Source organism: Brevibacterium album DSM 18261 (assembly GCF_000426445.1).
Taxonomy (GTDB): Bacteria; Actinomycetota; Actinomycetes; order Actinomycetales; family Brevibacteriaceae; genus Brevibacterium; species Brevibacterium album.
The window spans coordinates 937,232-959,241 of sequence record NZ_KE384526.1 but is presented as its reverse complement, the minus strand read 5'-3'; the positions used below and the strand labels follow the sequence as shown (position 1 = coordinate 959,241).

At 72.2% G+C, this 22,010-nt stretch carries 15 protein-coding genes, 1 tRNA gene and 2 pseudogenes; 10 read left to right on the top strand and 8 right to left on the bottom strand.

Going from position 1 to position 22,010, the window contains the following annotated elements:
- Window positions 1–174: 174 nt before the first annotated feature.
- Together K318_RS25125 and K318_RS0117925 are read left to right on the top strand one after the other, a co-directional pair.
- Complete coding sequence (locus K318_RS25125) at window positions 175–816, top strand: FCD domain-containing protein (protein WP_169721493.1); 642 nt, start codon at window positions 175–177, stop codon at window positions 814–816.
- A 106-nt stretch (window positions 817–922) separates the two neighbouring features.
- Entirely contained in the window at window positions 923–2,974 is a 2,052-nt protein-coding gene (locus K318_RS0117925) for an acetoacetate--CoA ligase (protein ID WP_029090495.1), read from the top strand.
- Window positions 2,975–3,485: 511 nt separating this feature from the next.
- Here K318_RS0117925 and K318_RS25670 read toward each other — a convergent pair.
- The 3 genes and pseudogenes from K318_RS25670 to K318_RS24060 all read right to left on the bottom strand — a co-directional run.
- Window positions 3,486–4,034: pseudogene (locus K318_RS25670) on the bottom strand (sugar transferase); the annotation flags it as partial.
- On the bottom strand, window positions 4,031–5,275 hold the full coding sequence (locus K318_RS0117915; RefSeq protein ID WP_029090493.1) for a GNAT family N-acetyltransferase: 1,245 nt from the start codon (window positions 5,273–5,275) through the stop codon (window positions 4,031–4,033). The gene K318_RS0117915 and the pseudogene K318_RS25670, both read right to left, overlap by 4 nt.
- Window positions 5,276–5,615: 340 nt before the next feature.
- A complete protein-coding gene (locus K318_RS24060; RefSeq protein ID WP_029090492.1) occupies window positions 5,616–7,352 on the bottom strand; it encodes a hypothetical protein in 1,737 nt (578 codons plus the stop codon).
- Between the two features lie 279 nt (window positions 7,353–7,631).
- Between K318_RS24060 and K318_RS0117905 the strand changes: the two genes are divergently transcribed.
- The 4 genes from K318_RS0117905 (at window position 7,632) to K318_RS0117890 (ending at window position 12,964) form a co-directional block, all read left to right on the top strand.
- Entirely contained in the window at window positions 7,632–9,107 is a 1,476-nt protein-coding gene (locus tag K318_RS0117905; protein WP_029090491.1) for a malate:quinone oxidoreductase, read from the top strand.
- A gap of 152 nt (window positions 9,108–9,259) precedes the next feature.
- Window positions 9,260–10,057: an isocitrate lyase/PEP mutase family protein gene (locus K318_RS0117900; protein ID WP_029090490.1), complete on the top strand. Its 798-nt coding sequence runs from the start codon at window positions 9,260–9,262 to the stop codon at window positions 10,055–10,057.
- 541 nt (window positions 10,058–10,598) lie between these two features.
- Entirely contained in the window at window positions 10,599–11,774 is a 1,176-nt protein-coding gene (locus K318_RS23140; protein ID WP_169721492.1) for a PrsW family intramembrane metalloprotease, read from the top strand.
- On the top strand, window positions 11,771–12,964 hold the full coding sequence (locus K318_RS0117890; RefSeq protein WP_029090489.1) for a MarP family serine protease: 1,194 nt from the start codon (window positions 11,771–11,773) through the stop codon (window positions 12,962–12,964). Before K318_RS23140 ends, K318_RS0117890 begins: the two co-directional genes overlap by 4 nt.
- Window positions 12,965–13,064: 100 nt before the next feature.
- On the opposite strand, the gene K318_RS0117885 is transcribed toward K318_RS0117890, so the two are convergent.
- The 3 genes from K318_RS0117885 to upp form a co-directional block, all read right to left on the bottom strand.
- Window positions 13,065–13,985 carry an endonuclease/exonuclease/phosphatase family protein gene (locus tag K318_RS0117885; protein WP_029090488.1) on the bottom strand — a complete coding sequence of 307 codons (921 nt, stop codon included), beginning with the start codon at window positions 13,983–13,985 and terminating at the stop codon, window positions 13,065–13,067.
- 68 nt (window positions 13,986–14,053) lie between these two features.
- Window positions 14,054–15,019: a winged helix-turn-helix domain-containing protein gene (locus K318_RS0117880; RefSeq protein ID WP_029090487.1), complete on the bottom strand. Its 966-nt coding sequence runs from the start codon at window positions 15,017–15,019 to the stop codon at window positions 14,054–14,056.
- A 356-nt stretch (window positions 15,020–15,375) separates the two neighbouring features.
- Window positions 15,376–16,011 carry a uracil phosphoribosyltransferase gene (gene upp / locus K318_RS0117875; RefSeq protein WP_029090486.1) on the bottom strand — a complete coding sequence of 212 codons (636 nt, stop codon included), beginning with the start codon at window positions 16,009–16,011 and terminating at the stop codon, window positions 15,376–15,378.
- A gap of 77 nt (window positions 16,012–16,088) precedes the next feature.
- On the opposite strand from upp, the gene K318_RS0117870 reads away from it, so the two are divergent.
- The 3 genes and pseudogenes from K318_RS0117870 to K318_RS0117860 all read left to right on the top strand — a co-directional run bounded on the left by K318_RS0117870 (window position 16,089) and on the right by K318_RS0117860 (window position 17,528).
- A complete protein-coding gene (locus K318_RS0117870; RefSeq protein WP_029090485.1) occupies window positions 16,089–16,637 on the top strand; it encodes a tRNA adenosine deaminase-associated protein in 549 nt (182 codons plus the stop codon).
- 185 nt (window positions 16,638–16,822) lie between these two features.
- Window positions 16,823–17,272: pseudogene (gene tadA, locus K318_RS0117865) on the top strand (tRNA adenosine(34) deaminase TadA); the annotation flags it as partial.
- Between the two features lie 165 nt (window positions 17,273–17,437).
- Window positions 17,438–17,528: transfer RNA gene (locus K318_RS0117860), tRNA-Ser, on the top strand.
- Window positions 17,529–17,819: 291 nt separating this feature from the next.
- Here K318_RS0117860 and K318_RS0117855 read toward each other — a convergent pair.
- Window positions 17,820–19,037 carry an aminotransferase-like domain-containing protein gene (locus tag K318_RS0117855; RefSeq protein WP_029090483.1) on the bottom strand — a complete coding sequence of 406 codons (1,218 nt, stop codon included), beginning with the start codon at window positions 19,035–19,037 and terminating at the stop codon, window positions 17,820–17,822.
- Between the two features lie 67 nt (window positions 19,038–19,104).
- Window positions 19,105–20,670 carry an alpha/beta hydrolase gene (locus K318_RS24055; protein WP_051298192.1) on the bottom strand — a complete coding sequence of 522 codons (1,566 nt, stop codon included), beginning with the start codon at window positions 20,668–20,670 and terminating at the stop codon, window positions 19,105–19,107.
- 214 nt (window positions 20,671–20,884) lie between these two features.
- Between K318_RS24055 and K318_RS0117845 the strand changes: the two genes are divergently transcribed.
- Window positions 20,885–22,003, top strand: a complete 1,119-nt coding sequence (locus tag K318_RS0117845; RefSeq protein ID WP_029090482.1) for a histidinol-phosphate transaminase — start codon at window positions 20,885–20,887, stop codon at window positions 22,001–22,003.
- The last annotated feature ends 7 nt before the right edge of the window (window positions 22,004–22,010 follow it).

Below are 22,010 nucleotides of genomic sequence, written 5' to 3'. Positions count from 1 at the left end.
AGGGACGCAGCGACTGGGCTGGACTCAGGGTCCGGGAGGGAGGCAGGGTCCGACTCCGAGCCGGCCCGGTCCTCGCCCGAGGCGCCTTCATCCGGCTCCGGGCCCGCCCGTCGGCGCGCGAGGGAGCGGGCGTGGCTGCCGAGGAGCGGCACCTCGGCGACGGAGCAGCTGGCGGTGCGCCTGCGGGACGCGATCATCGACACCGGCCTGCGTCCGGGGGACCGGCTGAGCGCAGCGCGGACTGCGGAGCTGCTGGAAGTCCCGCGGTCCAAGGCCGCCGAGGTGCTGCGGCGCATGGTCGACGACGAGATCCTCGACGGGTCAGCCGGAGATGTGCGCATCCCTCAGGCCTCCGCCGACGATGTCATCGAACTCTACGCCGCGCGCATGCTCCTGGGAGATGTGCTGCTGCGGGCGGCGGCGCACCGGCCTCGCCGGTACCTCCTGCCGGCGCGGCGGGCGCTCGACGCGGTGGCGCGGGGAGCGGCGTCGGGGGAGCATGTGGACGACGCGGACCTGCGGTTTCAGCAGGAATGGGCGCGCGCCTCGGGACTGGAGCAGACGGTGCGGCTGTTCGAGTCCTCGACGGTGCGGGTGCGCATGCTCATCGCGGTGCTGCGGCTCGACTACGCGCGGACGGCTGCCAGCATCCTGCGCGATGATCGCGCGATCCTCACCGCCCTGGCCGCGGGAGACCCGCGCGCGGCGGTGCATGCCTGGCACCGGAAGATCGACGCGGCAGTGCGCCACATGCACGGCCGTGCCCGGAGCACGGCCTTCGACGTGCAGCTGTGGAGCCGGCTCACAGGACTGTGAGCCTCACGGGATGCATAGGATGAGGAAGGCTGCGGCGCGGCGCCGCGAGGAAGCACCGCCGCCGGAGCTGCCGCCGATCCGTCGTCCCGAGCAAGGAAGCCCATCGATGACCGACTCTCCCCTCCTCTTCACCCCCGCTCCCGCAGACGTGAGAGGTTCGCAGCTGTGGGCGTTCCAGCAGCGCATGGGACGTGAGCATGCTGCGCCGCAGGGCTCCTACCAGGAGTTCTGGCAGTGGACGATCGACAAGCTCGACCTCTTCTGGGAGGAGGCCATCGCGGAGGCGGGCATCGTCTGGGAGCGGAACGGCGCACCGGTCCGCGTGGGCGAGGCGATGCCGGAGGTGCGCTGGTTCCCCGGTGCGCGCATCAACTATGCGGAGAACATCCTCCGGTGGGCGGGCAGTCGCGGTCAGGAGGCCGCGGTGATCGGCCGGCACGAGGACGACCGGCGTGAGGTGCTGACCTGGACGCAGCTGAAGGGCCAGGTCGGGGCGCTCGCGGCACAGCTGCGTCGCTGGGGAGTCCGGCCCGGGGACACGGTGTGCGCGGTCCTGCCCAATCTTCCGCAGACGGTCGTCGCGATGCTGGCCTGCGCCAGCGTGGGTGCTGTCTGGTCCGTCGTGAATACGGACTTCGGCCCGCAGGGCGTGGCGGACCGCTTCGCCCAGATCGAGCCCGCGGTCCTCCTCACCGCGGACTCCCTGCTGTTCAACGGCGGGCAGCTGGACCTGCGGGAGCCGCTGCCGGAGCTGCTGGAGGCCCTGCCCAGCGTCACCCGCCACATCCTCGTGGACCAGCAGCGTGCGTCCACGGGCACCGGTGGTGTCCCGCACACGGCCGCGCCGGAGGCGGGTGCGCACCCGGGGACCGTCGTCTCCACGAGCGGCCGTGAGGTGGAATCGGCGCTCTTCTCGGAGATCGTCGCCGAGGCGGTGGAGCCGGAGTTCGAGCGCGTGGAGTTCTCCCATCCCCTCTGGGTGCTGTACTCCTCGGGCACCACGGGCCGGCCGAAGGGGATCGTGCACGGGCACGGGGGTGTGGTCGTCGAGGCCAATCGTGCCAACATCCTCCAGTACGATCTGCGCCCCGGCGATGTGCAGTACTCGGCCGTCGCGACCACCTGGGTGGTGTGGAACCTGCTGGTGAACGCGATGATGCGGGGAGCGGCGATCGTCACCTATGACGGCGCCCCCTTCGCGGGCGGAGCCGGCCGGCAGTTCGAGCTGCTCGCCTCCGAGCGGGCCACGCACTTCGGCACGGGGGCCGCCGTGCTCTCGGCGGCACAGCGCCTGGGCTTCTCCCCGCGTGCGCACATGGACCTCTCCGCGCTGCGCTCGATCCTCTCGACGGGCTCGCCCCTGCCCGATCCCACATGGGACTGGGTGTACGCGCACGTGAGCGAGACCGTGAAGCTGGGCTCGGACTCCGGGGGCACGGACATCGCGAGCGGCTTCATCGGCTCCAACCCCTATGATCCGGTGGTGCGGGGCCGGCTGCAGGGCGCATATCTGGGCGTGGCCGCAGACGCATGGGGACCGGACGGACGGCCCGTGGTGGGTGAGCTCGGCGAGTTCGTGGTCACCGCACCCATGCCCTCGATGCCTGTGAGCTTCTGGGGAGACGAGGACGGCTCCCGCTACCGCGAAGCCTATTTCGACGTGTTCCCGGGCGTGCGGCGGCACGGGGACTGGGTCACCCGCTTCGAGGACGGGAGCTACGTCATCCACGGCCGCTCCGATTCCACGATCAACCGCGGCGGCATCCGCATGGGCTCGGCGGACATCACCGGTGTGGTCGACCGGATCGAAGGCGTGGCCGCGTCGATGGTGGTGGGCGCGGAGCTCACGGGAGGCGAGTACTACATGCCGCTGTTCGTCGTGCCGGAGCCGGGCACCGCTGTGGACGAGAGCCTGCGGGAGCGGATCACGGAGGCGATCCGCAGCGAGGTCTCACCGCGCTATGTCCCCGATGAGATCGTCGAGGCCCCCGGCGTCCCCACGACCCGGACGGGCAAGCTTCTCGAGATCCCGGTCAAGCGGCTGCTGCAGGGCGGCGACCCCGCCCGGGCCAACCGCGAGACCGCCGCCGATGCCGCGGTCCTGGACTGGTACATCGACTTCGCGACTGCGAGGGCTCGGGGCGCGGGGAGGGAGTGACCGGCTCGGGTTCCTCGGGCCAGAGCGGCAGGGCGTATGGCGTCTGTCCGTCGGGCGGTGCGAGGCCGGGAGGGAGGGGCTGTCCGTCCTGGTCCGCGAGTGCGGGGCGGAAGCCCGCCGCGCGGAGATGAGCGGGCAGGGGCAGACCCTCGTGGACGAAGACGAGAGCGAGGTCCGCGTCTTCGCCCCGCGCACGGCTGAGCAGGACCCGGAGGGCCTCCTCGTGGAGGCGGGCATCGACGTGGGGGTGTGCGGCATCGGGGCCGTCCGGCTCGGCGTGGGACGCATGCGGTTCGAACGCGATGACCGCGCACGCCCCCGCGTGGATGCGGAGGCGGCTGGTCCCGAGGGGACGCCCGCCCTTCGTGCGGACCTCCCAGGCCTGTGCGCCTCCGTCCTCGTGCGCCCCCAGCGGGGTGTGGGTCAGGAGGGCGGAGCGGAGCGTCCCGCCGAAGCTCGCCGAACTCACCCCTCCACCGTCCGTCACCCCGGACCGGCTGAGCACGGTGCCCGCCGTCCGGAGGAGGATGCGGAGATCGAGGAGGGGGCTGAGCCCTGCGGCGTACTCGACGTCGAGATCGAGCCTGTCGTCCCAGGGCAGTGCGTTCCGTCCGCTCACCTGGGCCAGACCCGTGAGGCCCGCCCGCACGGAGTGCCGGCGGGCCTGGTGCGGGGTGAAGAGCGGGAGATAGTCCGGTGTGAGGGGCCGGGGGCCGATGAAGCTCATGTCGCCGCGCAGAATGCTCCACAGATTGGGCAGCTCGTCCAGGCTCGTCGCGCGGAGCCAGCCGCCGAGGCGGGTCATCCGGTCGGCATCGCTCACGAGGCCGCGCGCGGGGTCCGGCGGAAGCATGGTGCGGAACTTGCGCAGCCCGAACGTCCGCCCGTCCTGCGTCACCCTCTCCTGCCGGAAGAGCACGGGCGAGCCGAGACTCAGCCTCACCGCGAGGGCCGTCGCCCCCATGAGCGGTGCGGCGAGCATGAGCGCTCCGGCGGCCGCAGCGATGTCCGCGCACCGCTTCACCGCGTGATAGGACGGGGAGCCGCCGCGGGAGCTCATGAGAGGCTCCCTGCACCTGCACCTGCACCTGCACCTGCACCTGCACCTGCACCTGCACCTGCACCTGCACCTGCGAGGGGCAGCGGGGACCGGCAGGCGCCGATGCATTCCCCGGAGGCCGCGGGATCGCGGTAGGCGGGGAAGAACGAGGTGCGGGGCGGGGGAGCGCCGGAACAGGCCGTGAGGCTCGCATAGCGTTCGGGGTCGAAGACCTGCTGGCCGGTGAGATAGGTCCTGCTGCCGTCCGCGACGAGGGAGCGCTTGAAGCTGAGCAGGCTGTCCTCGTGCGTGTTCGTCACCCCGCCCGTGAGCACGTACTCGGCCGCACCGCGGCCGCGCGCGTGGAGGAACGCCTCATAGGAGACGAAGGTGTTGGTTCCGAGGTGCATCACCTCGCGCTCCGTCGCGCCGAGGAGCGCATAGCCCACCTCATCGGCGAAGACCATGAGCTCGGCGGAGACCGGCCGCTGCTCGTGCACGGCGTAGAGGTAGGCGAAGCGCCCCGGGAACGCCGTGTGCAGGGTGTCGAAGAACTCGCGCGAGTAGAGGAATCGCTCGGAGGCGCCGGTGCGCTCCATCGTGTGCCGGTAGAGCCGCAGGAAGTCCTCGACGAGTTCCCCCGTGCGATCGATCCGGATCTCCATCCCCGCGGCGCGGGCTCGGCGCACATTGCGCCTGGCGCTCTTCGACATCCCCAGCCACAGCTGCTCCTCGTCCAGCCCGCCGAGGTCCCTGACCACGTGCGGAGCCTGCTCCACCTGAGCTCCGGGGTAGGGCAGGTGGCCGGCGGACGCGGGGTTCATGCGGATGAACTCGGACACGACTCCGCTGTGCCGGGCCCAGGCGCGGAACTCGGACCAGAACTCCCGGCTCAGCGCGTGCGCATCCCTCCCGCCGGCCACTGTGCCGAGCGGCCCGCCGTAGAGGAGGGGCGCGGTGATGTCGACGATCTCCTCGGCGACGGGGTTCCCGCAGGCATCTGCGGTGATGGGCCGGGTGAGGAAGCCGTAGAGCACCTGCGAGCCCCTGCCGTCGGCGTAGTGCGCGCAGAGGACCTCCTGTCCTGGGGCGGCGAACCGTGAGAGATAGGCGGGGTGGCTGAAGACGTCCCCCGAGGCGGCCTCCTCCCATGCCGCCTCCCACCGTCTCAGGTCTCGCGGGTCGGAGGCGTCCCAGACCCCGAATCCGGCGGGCTGGGCTCCGTCCTCCGTCGTCCGTGGGGCATGGTTCGTGTGCAGCACAGGTGGTCTCCTGTCCTCGCTTCGTCCGCTTCCCCGGTGAACGGAGCGGTCGCGGCCGCAGCCGAACAGGAGCGCGGCCGATGATCGCGGCCGGCTCCACCGGAGTGGTCGATGCCAAACTAGTACTGTTCGGACCGGCTCCGGAATGCTTCTGGACCTTCGGTGCGGGCGTCCGCGGCTTCACTGCGGGAAACCGCGCGGCCGGACGGTCACCGCCGGCGCCGCGCCCGGGACGGGCCGCAGGCGACCGCGAGCGACGGCCGGGACCGCGCGGATCGCGACCGCCCGGACTGGTCCGGCGGCAGCCGCACGGTCTCGCTGCCGGAACGGATCGCGCCCCTCACCGACGACGGGTGAAGGAGATCGCGAAGCCTCCGATTCCGATCAGCATCAGCGCGAGTCCCAGCGCGGCGGAGGTGCCCGCGCCCGTGCGGGGCAGCGAGGCCGGGGCCGCGGACGGATCTTCTGCCGGGGCGGGGGTGGCCTGCCGGTCACCGTGACCGGACCGGACGTCCTCCTCGCCGGGATCGGAGGTCCGGGGCTCTGCGGGCTCCTCGGACGGCGCGGATTCGCTCGGTCGGGCTGTGGGCTGCGGCGTCTCCTCGGGGCTGGGCTCGGTCTCCGCGGCCTCGGGCTCCTCTGGTTCGGCGGTGTCCGGAGCCGGAGGTTCGGATGAGGGCTGCGTGCTGGGCTCATGGGTGCCGGGAACGGTGGGCACGATCGCGGAGAACGACGGTTCGGGCGCCGGCGCGCTGGGCTCCGGAACCCTGCTGGGCTCCGCGGTGACCGTCGGCACGATCGCGCTGAAGGACGGCGCGGGCTCCGGGACCGCGTGCTCCGCCCGCGCGCTGCCCTCCGCCGTGAGGGGCTCGCCCGGTGTCACCACCGACTGCACGCGTTCCGCGTCCTCTCCCTCCGGCCGGTGCAGGCGCACAGAGGCCGCCGGCAGGTTCCGTGCGGTCGCCGAGACCGTGACCGTTCCCGGCACCAGGTCTGTGAGAGCGACGACGGAGGGTTCCTCGCCGGTGGTGAGCACCGTCCCGGCCGCGGTCGCGCCCTCCGCGTCGAGATGCACGGAAGCACCGCTCACATGTGCTCCCGAGGCGCTGGTGAGGGAGACGAGCGCGTGCGCGGCAGCGGTGTCTCCGGTGTCCGTGCCGGCCCCGTTCGCGGCAGAACCGGGCTCCTTCGCCGCTGAGCCGTCCGTGCCGGAACCGCCTGCGTCCGCGCCCTCCGCCCCTGCGCCCGTCGTTCCCGAGCCGGGAAGGACGAGCTCGACCTCGAGCGCATAGGGGCCGGCGAACTTCGCCGCCTCCTCGGTCATCGTCCGGTATGCCGCGGCCGCGCCCCGGAAGTCTTCGCCCAGCTCACGAGGGTGGCGCGGGGAGATCGCGTGGCGGTGCGGGATCGCCTCGTCGAACTTCACCAGTGCGGAGAGGGCCGCCTGCACATCGGCGGACGCGGAGCCGTGGTTTGCGGCCAGCGCCCACGCCGTCTCCGCAGTCTCGATCGTCTGCGCAGGCTCCTCCGTGGGGAAGTGCGCAGACCGGGGCGTGCGCAGGCCGGCGTCCACGCAGTAGGCGAACACGGACGGAAACGTCCGGTAGGCGCCGTACCAGGTCTTCCCCTGTTCGGTCTCGTGCCACATGCCCGGCCCCAGGATCTCCGCAGCACCGCTGCCGAGCGCGGGCCTCGTCTCCTGAGAGGCGGCGAGGCTGGACGAGAGGAGGGGAGCGGACCGATCCCCGTCCCCTCCCGTCCGGGCGGCTGCGTGTCCGGCGGCGCCCTCCTGCCCGGAGCCGCTCAGCTGTGCGGCACTTGCTGCCGGCGGGACACCGGCCAGTGAGAGGGCGAGGGCTGCGGCTGCGGCGGCTCTGAGGAGCCGCCTCGGGGAATCCGCCCCTGTCCGGGCCCTCGCCCGGGGGACGCGCCTCGGATTCGACCCGGAGATCGCCGGCTGGATCGCCCCCGGGCGAGCGGCGGGAGGCTGCGGCTGCGTGGGACCGGTGGACAGGGGGCGGACGTGGCGCGCAGAGGTCCGGCGGATGCGCCCTGCGGCGCTGGTGTGTGCTCTCATAGCGCCCATTGCACCCCCCTTGCGCTCGCCCGCGGAACCGGACCTGCGAACCTGTGGATGACGGCCTCGGCGTCCACAGGATCTTGTACGCAGGGCCGGGCCCGTGTGAGGCGGTCGTGTGACCGCAGGCGGACACCCGCACGGATCCAGGGCGGGACCCGCGTTTTCCTCTGGAGCAAGGGGCAGGAGTAGAGTCGAAGCGTTGTGCGCAGGGGCTGGTACCCGCATGCCGCCCCCTGAATCCACAGATCACGAATGCGACGAACGGACGAGGTTTCGATGACGTACACCAAGGAGAACGCCGACGTAGTGCTGATCGGCGGCGGCATCATGAGCGCGACCCTGGGCTCGCTGCTCGTCGATCTCCAGCCTGAATGGGACATCCGTGTCTACGAGAAGCTCGACTACGTCGCCCGTGAGAGCTCGCAGGCATGGAACAACGCGGGCACCGGGCACGCCGCCCTCTGCGAGCTCAACTACTCTCCCGAGGACGCGAGCGGCCACATCGACATCACCAAGGCTGTCAACATCAACGAGCAGTTCCACCAGTCGCGTCAGTACTGGTCGTTCCTCGTGAAGGAGGGCGTCCTCGACGACCCGACGACCTTCATCAACCAGGTCCCGCACATCTCCTACGGCCGCGGTGAGAAGGGCCGGAAGTACATCCGCAACCGCTACGAGACCATGGTGCAGAACCCCCTGTTCGCGGACATGGAGTACGCAGAGGACCAGGCCACCCAGGCCGAATGGCTGCCGCTCATGTTCGAGAACCGCGGGCCGGGCCAGGTCAACGCGGTGTCCAAGGTGGAGAAGGGCACCGATGTGGACTTCGGTGCGCTCAGCCGCCAGCTCCTCACCCATATGGACGACCGGGGTGTGCAGGTCCGCACCGGCCACTCCGTGACGGACCTCGAACGCTCCGCGGACGGCTGGACTGTCTCCGTGAAGGACGAGCATTCGCACGAGTCGTTCGAGGTCAACGCGCGCTTCGTCTTCATCGGCGCCGGCGGCGGGGCGCTGCACCTGCTGCAGAAGTCCGGCATCGCCGAGGGGCGCGGCTACGGAGGCTTCCCGATCTCCGGCATGTTCCTCAAGACCAGCGACGAGGAGCTCGTGGCCCGCCACCACGCCAAGGTGTACGGTCAGGCGGCGGTGGGCGCGCCGCCCATGTCCGTGCCCCACCTCGACACGCGCGTGATCGACGGCCAGCAGCACCTGCTGTTCGGACCCTACGCCGGTTTCTCGCCCAAGTTCCTCAAGAAGGGCCGCTTCACGGACCTGCCCTTCAGCGTGCGCGGCAACAACCTGCCGACCATGCTGAACGTCGCGAAGGACAACTTCGACCTCGTCACCTATCTGCTCGGCGAGCTCGCGGCCACGAAGAAGCAGCGCTTCGCCGCCCTCGAGGACTTCACCCCCGAGGTCGATCCCTCCAAGTGGGAGCTCATCACCGCGGGCCAGCGGGTGCAGACGATGAAGAAGGACCCCGCCAAGGGCGGCGTCCTGGCCTTCGGCACAGAGGTCGTCTCCGCCGCGGACGGCTCGGTGGCCGCGCTCCTGGGCGCCTCGCCCGGCGCCTCGACCGCGGTGTCGATCATGCTGGGCCTGCTCGAGCGCTGCTTCCCGCAGCAGTACGCCGGCTGGGAGCCCCGCCTCAAGGACATGGTCCCCTCGCTGGGCCGCAAGCTCCACGAGGACCCCGCTCTCCTCAAGGAGATCGGCGAGTACACCGCGGGCACGCTGCAGATCGGCTGACAGCCGCCGCCCGCACGGGTGCAGCCGGCCGGGCCAGCGCGGCCGAGGTGCGCCTCACCGGAGTGCACGCATGCCGAGGCCCCGGACCGGGAGACCGGGCCGGGGCCTCGGCGCGCACGGGTCGTGTCCGCGGCCGGCGGTATCATCGTCGGATGGAGCGCACCGAGTTTCTCGACCTGCACGTGCCCGGATCGCCGCTGATCCTGCCGAACGCCTGGGATGCCGGAGCCGCACGGATGCTGGAGTCCCTGGGGTTCTCCGCCGTCGCGACGACGAGCAGCGGGTTCGCGGCGACGCTCGCCCGGCGCGACGGCGGGCTGAGCCGCGACGAGGCGCTGGAGAACTGCGCGGCGATCGTCGCCGCGACCTCCCTGCCCGTCAACGCGGATCTGGAGAACGGCTACTCCGATGACCCCGCCGGGGTGGCGGAGACCGTCGCCCTCGCCGCGGAGACGGGGGTCGCGGCGGTGTCCGTCGAGGACTGCAGCGCGGCGTCCGGGGGCCGCGTGTACGAGCTCTCCCATGCCGCCGAGCGCATCGCCGCAGCCGCCGAGGCCGCGCGCGGAGCCGCGCAGCTCGTCATCGTGGGCCGCGCGGAGAACTTCCTCCAGGGAGTCCCGGACCTCGCCGACACCATCGCGCGCCTCCAGGCGTACCAGGAGGCCGGCGCCGATGTCCTGTACGCGCCGGGGCTCACCTCGGCCGCGGACATCCGCGCGGTCGTGAGCTCCGTGGACCGGCCGGTGAACGTGCTGGCCACCGGTGCCTGCCCCTCGGTCGAGGTGCTGGCGGAGCTGGGTGCGGCCCGCGTCTCCGTCGGCGGGGCGCTGGCGTTCACCGCCTATGCGGCCGCCGCCGAGGCCGCACGCGAGCTGCTGGGCAGCGGCACCTACGGGTATCTCCCCCAGGCGGCCGCCGGGCGCGCGATCGCCGAGGCCGCCTTCGACTGACGTCCGCCTGCGTCTCCGCGCAAGGCATCCCCTCCTGCGCGGAGGACCGGCACGTGCCGGTGACGGGCGAATGGTGCGGTACTGTCACCGCGCGATCAGGTCTGCGCCAGGGCCGGTCCGTAGACTGGAGAACCGGATGATCGGCGGATGCTCCCGAGGCCGGCGCTCCCGCCGTTCCGGGGGACGCACGACCTGAGGCAGGATCGCAGGGCCCGTCCTGAGACGGGGCCGCCGGACCCGCACGGACCCGTCCGGCGGTCGCGCCGATCGAAGACGCACCCTACGCAGAGGAAGCCAGATGAGCTACGGGCACCACGACCCGCGCACGCCTCGGCCTCGCGGTCATGCCCCCGGGCCGGGACAGCACCCGGGGCCCGGGCGCGCACCGGGCCCCGGGCAGGCCTCGGGACCGCCCCCCGGAGCCGTGCAGCCCGGGTTCTCGGGCCATCCCGGCCCCGGTCAGCACCCGCACCCCGGAGCCGTGGGACGCCCGGGTGCCCCCGGCTGGTCGCCGAACCCGTATCCCGTGCAGCACACGCCCGTGAGCGCCGCGCAGGGAGCGTGGACGCAGCACTTCCAGGTGCGGCAGACGAGCCGTGATCCCAAGCGGACCCAGAACCTCGTGCTGCTGCTGGTGGGCATCGGAGGCATCGTCGTCCTCGGGATCGCCCTGCTGCTCATCCTGCTCTTCACCTCCCTGCAGTTCAACGGGGTGGGGCTCCTCATCGTGCTGCTCTCGGGCATCCCTCTGGCGGGGATCATCGCCACGGTGCTCCTGTTCGACCGGTGGAGACCGCAGCCGCTGGTCCTCCTGGCGTTGTGCGTGCTGTGGGGCGCGGTCGCCTCCGTGGTGCTCACCTTCGCGTTCCAGATCCCCACCATCCACCTCGCGGGCGCGGTGGGGATCGACCTCACGGGCGATCTCACCGGCGCCGTGGTGCTCGCCCCGATCTTCGAGGAGACGACCAAGACGGTCTTCCTCGTCGTGATCGTCCTGGCCGCCCGCCGGTACTTCGAGGGGCCCCTCGACGGCATGATGTACGGCTCGCTCATCGGCGCGGGCTTCGCCTTCACGGAGAACCTGCTCTACCTGGGCGGGGCGTACGCGGAGATGCAGGCGGCCGGCCTCATCGTCACCTTCCTCGTCCGCTGCGTCATGAGTCCGCTGCTGCACTCCAGCTTCTCCGCCCTCGCGGGCCTGACCATCGGCTTCGCCGCGCGTCGCGGGGCGTGGTGGGCGACGGTGCTCATGTGGATCCCCGGTCTCATCGGCGCGATGATCCTCCACGGCATCTGGAACGGAACCTCCTCGCTCGTGGGCGGGGGAGTGGGCGGCCTGCTCGTCATGCTGGCCCTCTCCGTCGTCATCGCGGGCGGCTGGTGGACCACCCTCGCGGTCCTGTGGCACGGCGAGACGAAGACGACCCGCGAGGCGCTCATGCGCTATGCCGGGGCCGGCTGGCTGACGCAGGAGGAGGCCCAGATGCTCGGCACGTGGCGCGGACGCCGGGCCGGTCGCCGCTGGGCCCGGCCGGGCCCCGCCCGGAGGCACATGACGCAGATGATCCGGGTGGCCGCGGCGCTGCCGGCCGCCCGCGCGCGCGTCGAGGCGGAGGTGGGCGGGCCAGCCGAGAGGGAGTACGAGGTCTACCTGCTCAAACAGCTCACGCTCCACCGGAGCGAACTGCTCGCCGCGATGGGGCTGGCCGGACGGTGACCGCATTCGATCTCGCCCTCCTCGTCTTCGCCGCGCTCATCGCCGCCGGCGGCTGGACCGCCGGCCTCCTGGCGGGTGCGAGCACGCTGGCGGGATTCATCGCCGGAGCAGTGCTCGGCCGGTTCTCAGGGCCTCCGCTGGGGGAGGCCCTGATCGCGAGCGGGGTCGTGGCCGAGCGGACCGCGGACACCCTCGTCTTCTCGCTGCCCCTCGTCCTCGGCTTCGTCTTGGCGGGCCTCGGCGGATGGCTCGGCACGCTCATGCGCGAATCCATCCGCGGCCGGGTGGGCCGTGGTGCCGATGCGCTCGGCGGTGCCCTCACCTCGCTCATCGCCTTCGCCCTCGTCGTCTGGCTGGGCGCCGGGCTCGCCCGCAGCACGCCGCTGCTCTCCCTCAATCGCGCGGTCGCGGAATCGGCGGTCGTCCAGGCGCTGGACCGCAGCATGCCGGTGACCTCGGCGGAGGCGCTCGGCGCGCTGTCCGAGGTGCTTGCCGCGCAGGGCTTCCCGCAGGTGTTCTCCGGCCAGGAGGAGCAGATCCGGGCGGTCGACGACCCGGACTCGAGCATGGTCGAGGTGGGTCGCGGAGCCGAGGAGCAGACGCTTCGGGTCACGACCACCGCGACCGAGTGCGCAGCACCTCAGGCGGGCTCCGGCTGGGCGCTCGACCGGGAGCTGGTCGTCACCAACGCCCATGTCGTCGCCGGCTCCACGGACCGGATCGTCCAGATCGCCGGCCGTGGCGCTCCCCACCGGGCCGAGGTGGTCGCGTTCGATCCGCAGCGCGACATCGCGGTGCTCAGGGTCCCGGGGCTCGACGCCGAGCCCCTGCCGCTCGGCGAGCCCCTGGCCTCCGGCGCGGACTCGGTGCTCGTGGGCTTCCCCGAGAACGGTCCCTTCACGATCTCGCCGGCGCGCGTGCGCGAGCCGCTGCGGGCTCAGGGGCTCGACATCTACGACGACGCCTCGGTGGTGCGCGAGGTGTACGCGCTCCGGGCCGTCGTGCGCCACGGGAACTCGGGCGGGCCGCTGCTCGACGGGGACGGCCGCGTCGCGGGAATGGTCTTCGCGAGGTCGGCGGCGGACGACGAGACGGGCTACGCCCTCACGCTCGCGGAGATGTCGGGCGTGCTGGAGCAGGCCCGCGAGGCCGCCGAGCCCGTGCCGGCGGGCCGTTGCGCCGCCGGCTGACCAGCCCTCACCAACCCACTGGATGAGCGGTTCCTGCCTGTCTGCGCGTCGCACACCGGCAGGAACCGCTCACTCGAGAGGCTGGCCTCAGGACCGGGCCTCAGAAGTCGTAGGAGGCGAGGATCGCGCGGTGGTCGCTCGTGCCGCGTCCGAGCACCTCATCGCCCACGGGTTCGAGCCCGCGGCTGAGCACGTGGTCCAGGCGGGTGACGGGGAAGATGCCGGGCCAGGTGAAGCCGAAGCCGCCGCCCACCGCCTGCCGGGAGTCCTCGAGACCTTCGCTCACCGCGGCGAAGTTGCGGTCGGACGCGGCCGTGTTGAGATCGCCGGCGACGATGACCCGCTCGGCCGGATCCTCCCGCACCGTCTCCCCGAGCTTCCGCAGGGCCATGTTGCGGCTGGACTCCATGCCGGGGCGCACGGAGGGGATGTGGACGACGTATACGCGCACATCGCCTGAGTCGGTGCTGATGGTCGTCACGAGGGCCCGCGGCCACTGCACCCCGATGTCGACCTCCTCGGGCTGGGTCATCGGCCACTTCGACCAGACCCCCAGGGAGTCCATGACGTGCCCGTGGGAGAAATGCGACTCCATCTGCTCCTGGATGATCTGCCCCGAGAGCGAGGCGATCTCCTGCACGGCGACGACATCGGGGTCCTCCTCGACGATGCTGAGCGCGGTGGCCGAGGGCTGCGGCAGCTTCGCGCCCACGTTCTGGGTCGCGAGGGTGAAGTCCGGGTCCTCGGGGGCTGAGGCGGGCCGGAGGTAGGGCCAGAACATCGAGGCCCAGACGACAGCGGGCACGAGCACGCCTGCGATGGAGAGGAGGGAGAGCCGGAACAGCGCGATCAGCAGGAGGAGGGCGATGAGGACCCACGTCCACGGCAGCAGCGTCTCCACCACGAGCGCGAGGCCCGAGGCGGTGGGGACGAGCGAGTGCATCGCGAGCATCGCGGCGAGCACGATCCCGAAGGCGAGGACGAGGATCCCCCGTGTGGGTGAGCGGCGTGAGGCTGACATCGCGGCCGAGTCTATGCGCCGCATCTGGGGCGATGCTGGACGGGGAGGAGGCTTCGGCTGTGAGCGCCTCAGCGGCTCGCGCGCGCCTGCCAGACCGCGACGTCCGGGTGCTCGTCGTAGCGGTAGCCGGCTCCGCGCATGGTGCGGACGATCGCCGAGTGTGCGCCGAGGCGGCGGCGCAGCCGGCGGATGTGCACATCGACGGTGCGGGCGTCCGGACGCTCCTCGCCGGTGCCCCAGAGAGCGTCGATGAGGTCCTCGCGGGACAGGGTCGCGCCGGGGTGGGAGACGAGGGTCGCGAGCAGGTCGAACTCCTTGGTCGTCACCGGCACCTGCGCGCCGTCGATGTGCACCTCGCGGCGCGGGATGTCGATGCGGAGCGGGGCATCGGCGGCGGGGTAGGAGTAGGGCGGCTCATGCACTCCGGAGTGCGCCTCGGGCGCATAGGGGCCGCTCTGAGCGGCCGAGGCGAGCGGACCGCCGAGGCCGCCTTCCGTCTGCCGGCCGGCCGGCTGCTGCTCGCGCAGCGGGGCGCGGCGGCCGGGGGCGGTCCTCGTGCGCGCGGCCTCGGTGCGGGCTCCCGCGCGGGCATCGAGCTGCTCGCGGGTGGCGGGCGGGGCGACGCGGCTGGGGATGCGCTGGCGCACGGGGCCGTGGAGGCCGGCGGGTGAGCCGGTCGCGGCCTGCGAACCCACGGCCACGGCGCGGACGGCGTCGATGTCGCTGCCGAGACCCTCGGGGGCGAGTGCGATGATCGCCTGGGTCTCGGCCGCACCGGCGAGACTGCTCACCTGGTCCTTGAGGGCCTGGGCGATGGCGGCGAGGTTGGTGCCCTCGGCGGCGGCCTTGGCCTCGTCGAGGCCCACGTAGAGGACGATGCCGCGGGCGGCGCGGGGCCCCGAGCTCACGCCGGCGGGGCCGTAGGTGCGGGGGGCTGACTGCGGGTCGACAGGTGTCAAGCGGGCTCCCGTTCGACGCGCGGCGCGTGCGCTGCGGGGGTGGAACGCCTCGGGCTGAGGTGCGGCTGCGGTCATGGTGTCTCCTCGGTGCTTCGCTGCTGTGCGAGTGCGGGCCGCGCGTGCGAACGGCGGGCAGGTGCTGTGAAGATCCGTTCGCGGCGGTACAGCGGGTCTCAGCGGCTGCCGCGAACGCACGGCATGAGCTGTGCGGGACAGCTCGCCCTGCGGGAGGAGAGATGCGTCATGTCCGTCATTGTTCTTAACCCGACGACCCTGTGCCAAGTTTCCGTGAAGATATATGACGAAATATTACACTGCATGACAGTGGCGGCGGGGTTCACTCTGTTCCGTTCCGCCCGCTCGCCGCTGTCGCCCACGGCGGCCGCGCAGCTGCGCGGCGCACGTGAGCCTTCGTGCACTGACCGGGGGGGTCAGACGACTCCGTAGAGCCGGTCGCCGGCATCGCCGAGGCCCGGCACGATGTAGCCGTGCTCGTTGAGCCGCTCGTCCAGTGCGGCGGTGTGGACGGTCACCTGGGCGACGCCCTCGTACTTCTCCGTGATCGCCTCGACCCCCTCCGGGGCGCTCACGAGGCAGATCGCGGTGACGTCGGAGACGCCGCGGGCCAGCAGGAAGTCGATGGCCATCGCGAGCGTGCCGCCGGTGGCGAGCATGGGGTCGAGCACGAAGACCTGGCGGCCCGTGAGATCGGCCGGGAGCCGTTCCGCGTAGGCGTGGACCTCGAAGGTCTCGTCGTCGCGGACCATGCCCAGGAAGCCCACCTCGGCGGTGGGGAGGATCCGCAGCATGCCCTCGAGCATGCCCAGGCCGGCGCGGAGGATGGGGACGACGAGGGGGCGAGGGGAGTCGAGGGCGGTGCCGGTGGTCTCGGCGACCGGTGTCGTGATGGTGGCGGGGGCGATGCGGATCTTCCGGGTCGCCTCGTAGGCGAGCAGCGTCACGAGCTCGTCGGTGAGGGTGCGGAAGCGGGCGGAGTCGGTGCTCCGGTCCCGGAGGACCGTGAGCTTGTGGGCGATGAGCGGATGGTCTGCGACATGGAGGTCCATGTTCCGAGAATCTACCGGAGTGAGACGGCGATTCCGTGGGCTCCGGCGAGGGGGAGCCGCGGTGCGACAATGGAGCCATGGCTTATTTCACAGCAGTCCTGGCGCGGACGGACGACTCCTTCCGGCCGCTCGACCTTCAGCTCGAGGACGTCTCGGACCTCTCCGATCTCACGGACCTCGTGGACGGCGCGGGGGACGGCTCGGCGGACGGCAGCGCTGTGGCGATCGTGGAGCACGAGGACGAGTGGTTCGCGTTCATCGTGATCGACGGCGGGGACGCGGCGGTCTTCGTCTCCGATATCGCCGCGGCCGCCGGCAGCCCCTACGCCGACCTCTTCGCGGACTACCTGGACTCGCGTCCCGACGAGTACGAGGCGGACGAGGAGGAACCGGCCGACGAGGACGAGCCGGCCGATGACGAGGACGACGACGAGGACGAGCCGCAGATGCTCGAGTTCGAGGAGGCCCCCGAATGGGGCGGGGACCCCGATCTCTTCTCCGCGGACGGGGTGCAGGGCGCGGAGCTGCTCGAGCAGCTGCGGAAGCACGCCTCGGACCCGGCGCGCGTGGTGGCGCATGTGGGCGAAGAGGTGGGCTTCGCCGAGGTGCTCGAGGGCGCGCGCTGAGTTCTCGCGAACAGGCTGAGCCCGCGCGGAGTCCTGAGCCCTCGCGGAGTCAGGCTGCGCGCGGGGCCGGCGGTGCGGGGGCCGAGGCGGGTGCGCGCGGGGCGCCGGCGTGCGCCGGTGCGGGTCCGCGGGACGCCTCGGACGGTCGAGGGGCGGCCCGCTCGGGACTTGCGGCGCGGCCGGAGCACGAGGACTGGATGCGCAGGGCGCTGTCCGCGGCGGACGGCGCCCTCGCCAGCGGTGACATCCCGGTGGGAGCCGTGGTCGTGGACCGCGACGGCAGGGTGCTCGGCGTGGGCCACAACATCCGCGAGGCGGCGCACGATCCCACGGGCCATGCCGAGATCGTCGCACTGCGGGAGGCCGCCCGGACGCTGGGCCGGTGGCGGCTCGAGGATGCGGTCCTCGTCGTCACGCTCGAACCGTGCGCCATGTGCGCGGGTGCTGCGGTGGCCGCGCGTGTGGCCGGCATCGTGTTCGGCGCCTGGGACGAGAAGGCGGGAGCCTGCGGCTCGGTCTGGGATCTCGCGCGCGACCGTGCGGCGCTGCACCGGCCCGAAGTTCACGCCGGTGTGCTCGCGGAGGAGTGCGCGGGCCTGCTCACGGAATTCTTCGCGCAGCACCGCGAGGCGTGAGGGGCGCGAGCGTCCGTCCTATGATGCTCGATCGCATGGTGCGGGTGTGGTCTCTGCGGCGGGGGCGCGGCTTCCCGGGGCCGGCGTCGCCCGGAGCGAATGACGATCGTCACACTTGCCGTCTCCGAGTTGGGCTCACGGAGGGGCGTGTGTAGAGTAGTCCCCGGTAGCGTGTCCGAGCGGCCGAAGGTGCAACACTCGAAATGTTGTGTACGGTAACCCCGTACCGTGGGTTCAAATCCCACCGCTACCGCCAAAGAGAACCCCTGCTGAGCAGGGGTTCTCTTCATTTCCGCGGCGGCCCTCCGCTGCAAGGCGGGCAGCCCACCGCTCCGCGTATGCGGTTTCTGCGCCGGAGGGTGGTAGAACGCGCAGAAACCGCATACGCGGACCACGCCGGATGCAACGGTGCGCCGCACGTATGTGGAATCTGCGTGGTTCCGCGCGGCGAGACGCAGATCCCACATACGTGTAGGCATGCCTGAGCGTGCGGCTGGCTGGAGTGCAGCGCCTGCCTGCGCGTGCGCCTGCTTGAGCGTGCGGCGCTTCAGCCCTGGACGCGGTCGAGCGCGCGGGTGAGCCGCGTGATGCCCTCGGCCATGCGCTCCACCGGCGTGCGCGAGAAGCTCATGCGCAGCTGCGAGGTCTGCCGGCCGTCGGCGAAGAACGGCGCACCGGGGACGAAGGCCACGCCCTCCTCGATCGCGAGCGGGGCGAGGGCCTTCGTGTCCACGCCCGGCACCTCGAGCCAGGTGAAGAAGCCCCCGGCGGGGACGGTCCACGACGCCCGTGCGCCCAGTCCGGCGTCGAGCGCATCCATGAGCCCTGCGCAGCGTGCGGCGTAGGCCTCCCGCAGCACCGGCAGCGATGCCGCGTAGTGGCCTTCCGAGATGTACGCCTCCAGCAGCGTCTGGCCCAGCGCTCCCGCGCACTGATCCGTGTTGGTCTTCGCCTGTGCCATCGCGTCGATGACGGTCGCCGGTCCTACCGCCCAGCCCATCCGCGTGCCGGGGGTGAAGGTCTTGGAGAACGTGCCCGCCTGCACCGTCACGTCCGGCGCCAGCTCGTACAGGGACTCCACATAGGAGCCGTCGAAGGCGAGGTCCCGGTAGGCGACGTCCTCGAGCACCAGCAGCCCCAGGCGGCGTGCGATCTCGACGATCTCGCGGCGGCGCTCGAGTCCGAGGCGCAGCCCGGAGGGGTTCTGGAAGTCCGGGATCACGTAGACGACCTTGGGCGGGGTGCCCTGGGCCACCGCCTGATCGTAGGCGGTCTCGATGCTGGCGGGCACGAGGCCGTGCTCGTCGCTCTCCATCGGCACGCACACGCCGTCATGCGACTGGAAGACGCTGAACGCGCCCAGGTACGACGGCGCCTCGACCAGCACGGCCTCGCCCGCATTGAGCATCGCCTTGCAGATGAGGGTGAGCGCGTCGACCCCGCCGGAGGTGACGATGAGGTCGTCCGGCCCCGGCGTCACCGCCTGGGTGCGGGAGACCTCGGCGCGCAGCACCTCCCGCAGGGAGGCCAGGCCGTAGTTGGGCGCGTACTGGAGGGCGGCCTCGGGCCGGGAGCCGATCACCTTGGCCGCGGTCTCGCCCAGCAGCTGCGTGTCGTAGAGGGCGGGGTCCGGGAAGCCCCCGGAGAAGTCCACCAGGTCACCGCCGGCCGAGGCCATCGCCAGCACCGCGGAGAGCTCGGAGGGGCCTGCCTGCGCGCGGGTGGCCAGCCGCGAGAACCATGTGTCGTGTGCAGTCTCAGTCATGCCCGCATGCTAGGGGAGCGGCGGGAACCCGTGCGCGCCGTCTCAGAAACGGTGCCGTCTCCGCAGCTCAGGCGCCGGCCTCGGGCCCCTTCGCCAGATAGCCGCGCGCGAAGCGGAGCAGACCCGCGAAGGCATGCGCCTGCGCTTCCCGGTGAGAGAGGAAGAGATCGTGCATGGCTCCGGGCACGCGGTCGAGCACCACGGTGGGCGCCAGGTGCACCGCCCTCCGCGCGATCGCCTCGACGTCGAGCACGATGTCCGTCCCCTCCATCTCCTGGTCGTAGCTCATCTTCCGCAGGCTCCGGCTCGAGGTCTGGACGAGCACGGGCGCCGCGATGTCCAGCCCCTCCTCCACGGCCCTGTGCCCTGCGAAGATCGCCCGCATCCAGCCCGCGTAGACGGGGAAGCTCTCCGGAGGCTTGAGCCGCATGTCGTAGGGGAGCCTGCCGAGCGCGGCCGAGGTCGCCATGACGTAGTGGTTGGGCATGTGCAGGGGCAGCGCCGCCGTGGCAGCACGGCCGCGAGCGAACACCGGCTGCAGCAGCCTGCGGATCGCGGTGGAGAACTGGAACTCCAGCCACGGCGAGTTGAGCGCGAGCCCGTGCACGCGACCCGGGTTCCGGTCCGCCCACAGCGCGGCGATGAGGCCGCCCGTCGAATGGGCGGAGAGCACGAGCCTCCGGCCCGGGGACTCCTCCGCGATGACGGTGAGGGCGGCCTCGAGGTCCGCATCGTAGTCGGAGAGGTCGGTCGTGAAGCCCGGTCGCTGGAGGGTCTCGGGGTCCGGCTGGTGCCGGCCGCGGGCATACACCGAGCGCTCCATTCGCGCGGGGTCGAGGTTCCGCCCGTAGCCGTGCAGATCGAGCGCGTAGAAGTGCGCCCCCAGCGCCGTCCAGAACCGCGCCAGGTTCGCGTGGAAGAAGTAGTCCGACCACCCGTGCAGGTGGAGGACCACCACATCGTCGAGCAGTCCCGGCTCCATGTCCGGGAACAGCGGCCGCCAGGCATCGCGTGCGGCCGCCGGGTCCAGCGCCGCCGGATCGCGCACCGCCGAGGCGCCCGTGCGTCCGCGCGCGCCCGCACCCGCCCGCATCGACTGGTCCGCCCCCGCCGGCTGAGGCTGGACGGCCGGTCCCGGGCGATAGGCGGGAGCGGTGCGCGCGGCCGGTGCGCGAACGGCTGCGGCTGCCGGCCTCGGCCGATGCGCGACGAGGGTCGCCTGCCGGTCCTCGCGGGCGGGGCTCGCACCCGCCCGGTCGTCGCCGGCCGCGGTCGCGTTCCGGGCACCGGAGGACGCCGAGGCGGCCGCGCCTTCCCGAGCCGCCTCGCCTTTCGCGGGGCCACCGGCTTCCGGAGTGTCTCCGGCCTCTCCGGCAGGCGCGGGGGCACCGGCCGGTCCTGCATCCTCGAAGACCGGAGGGGCGGGCAGGGGCAGGGTGAGCGCGGCGAAGTCCGGCCCGAGGATGTCCTCGTGCCAGCCGCGGGCCTCCTGCCAGTCGCCGTCCTCCCGGTGGCCGGCGGCTCCCCCTCCGCCGGCCTCGGACGCGGCGCGGTCTCCCGCAGTGCCCGCTCGCTCTGCGGGAGCGGGAGAGGCAGGGCTCTGTGGTCCGGGCGCATCCGCGGGGGAGTCCATGACCCCATTGTGCACCCGGCACTGCGCAACCGGCACTGCGCACCCGGCACTGCGCAACCGGCCTCGGGGAGGGCTCGATGCCCGGACCGCGTCTGTCCGAGCCGCCGCCGCTGTGCCCGCACCCGCGTCCGGGAGGCGAGCGCCGATGCGGCTGGCTCCGCCCGGACCGCGGGCGTTGGGCCCGGGCCTCGGCGGCGAATGGCAGAATCGGACCATGACGAACTTCCGCGTGCGGCCCGCCCTGGCCGAGACTCCCGCCTACATCCCCGGAAAGCCGCCGGCTCCGGTCGAGGGCCTGCAGTCGTACAAGCTCTCGTCCAATGAGCACCACATGACGCCGCTGCCCGCCGTCCTCGAGGCGATCGCGGACGCCGTGACCAGCCCTCATGTCTACCCCGACCCCTCGGCGCACGATCTCACCGCCGCGATCGCCGCGCTCCACGAGGTCCCCCACGACCACGTCGTCGTCTCCGCGGGCGCGTCCGAGGGCCTGTCCGCGCTCATCGGCATCACCTCGGAGGCGGGCACCAGCGCGGTCTTCCCCTGGCCCTCCTTCGAGATGTACCCGCAGGTCGTGAGCTATGTGGGTGCGGAGAAGATCGCCGTCCCGCTCGCGAGTGAGGGCCGCATGGATCTGCCCGCGATGCTGCAGGCCATCCGCGAGGACACGCACCTCGTCCTCCTGTGCTCGCCCAACAACCCCACCGGCGCGGTGGTGGGCCAGGCGGAGTTCGACACGTTCATGGAGCAGGTGCCCGAGGACGTCCTCGTGGTGCTCGACGAGGCCTATGCGGACTTCGCGGACGGCAGCGAGGCCGCCGCATCCATCCACGCCGCCGAGGACGGTCTCGACGCCCCCGTGGACTCCGGCGCGGCGCTGAGCCGGTACCCCAACCTCGCGGTGCTCCGCACGTTCTCCAAGGCCCATGGGCTCGCCGGTCTGCGCGTGGGCTACACGGTCGCCCAGCCCGGAATCATCCACGAGATGCGCAAGTCCATCGCCCCGTTCAGCGTGACCGCACCCGCGCAGGCGGGTGCGCTCGCCTCGGTGGCGGCGAGGGCGGAGATCGCGGTGCGGGCGAAGGAGGTGGGCCTCATCCGCGACGACCTCGCCGCACGGCTGCGCGAGGCGGGCATCCCGGTGCCGCCCAGCGGCGGGAACTTCGTGTGGCTGCCCCTGGGGAGGCGCTCGCAGGAGTTTACGGATGACTGCATGGCCGCGGGACTCGCGGTGCGGAACCTGGGATCGGGCGTACGCGTGACGGTGGGACCGCAGGAGGCGATGGACCGCCTCGTCGAGGTCGCACGCGCCTTCATCGGAAAGCGAGCATGAGGAACTG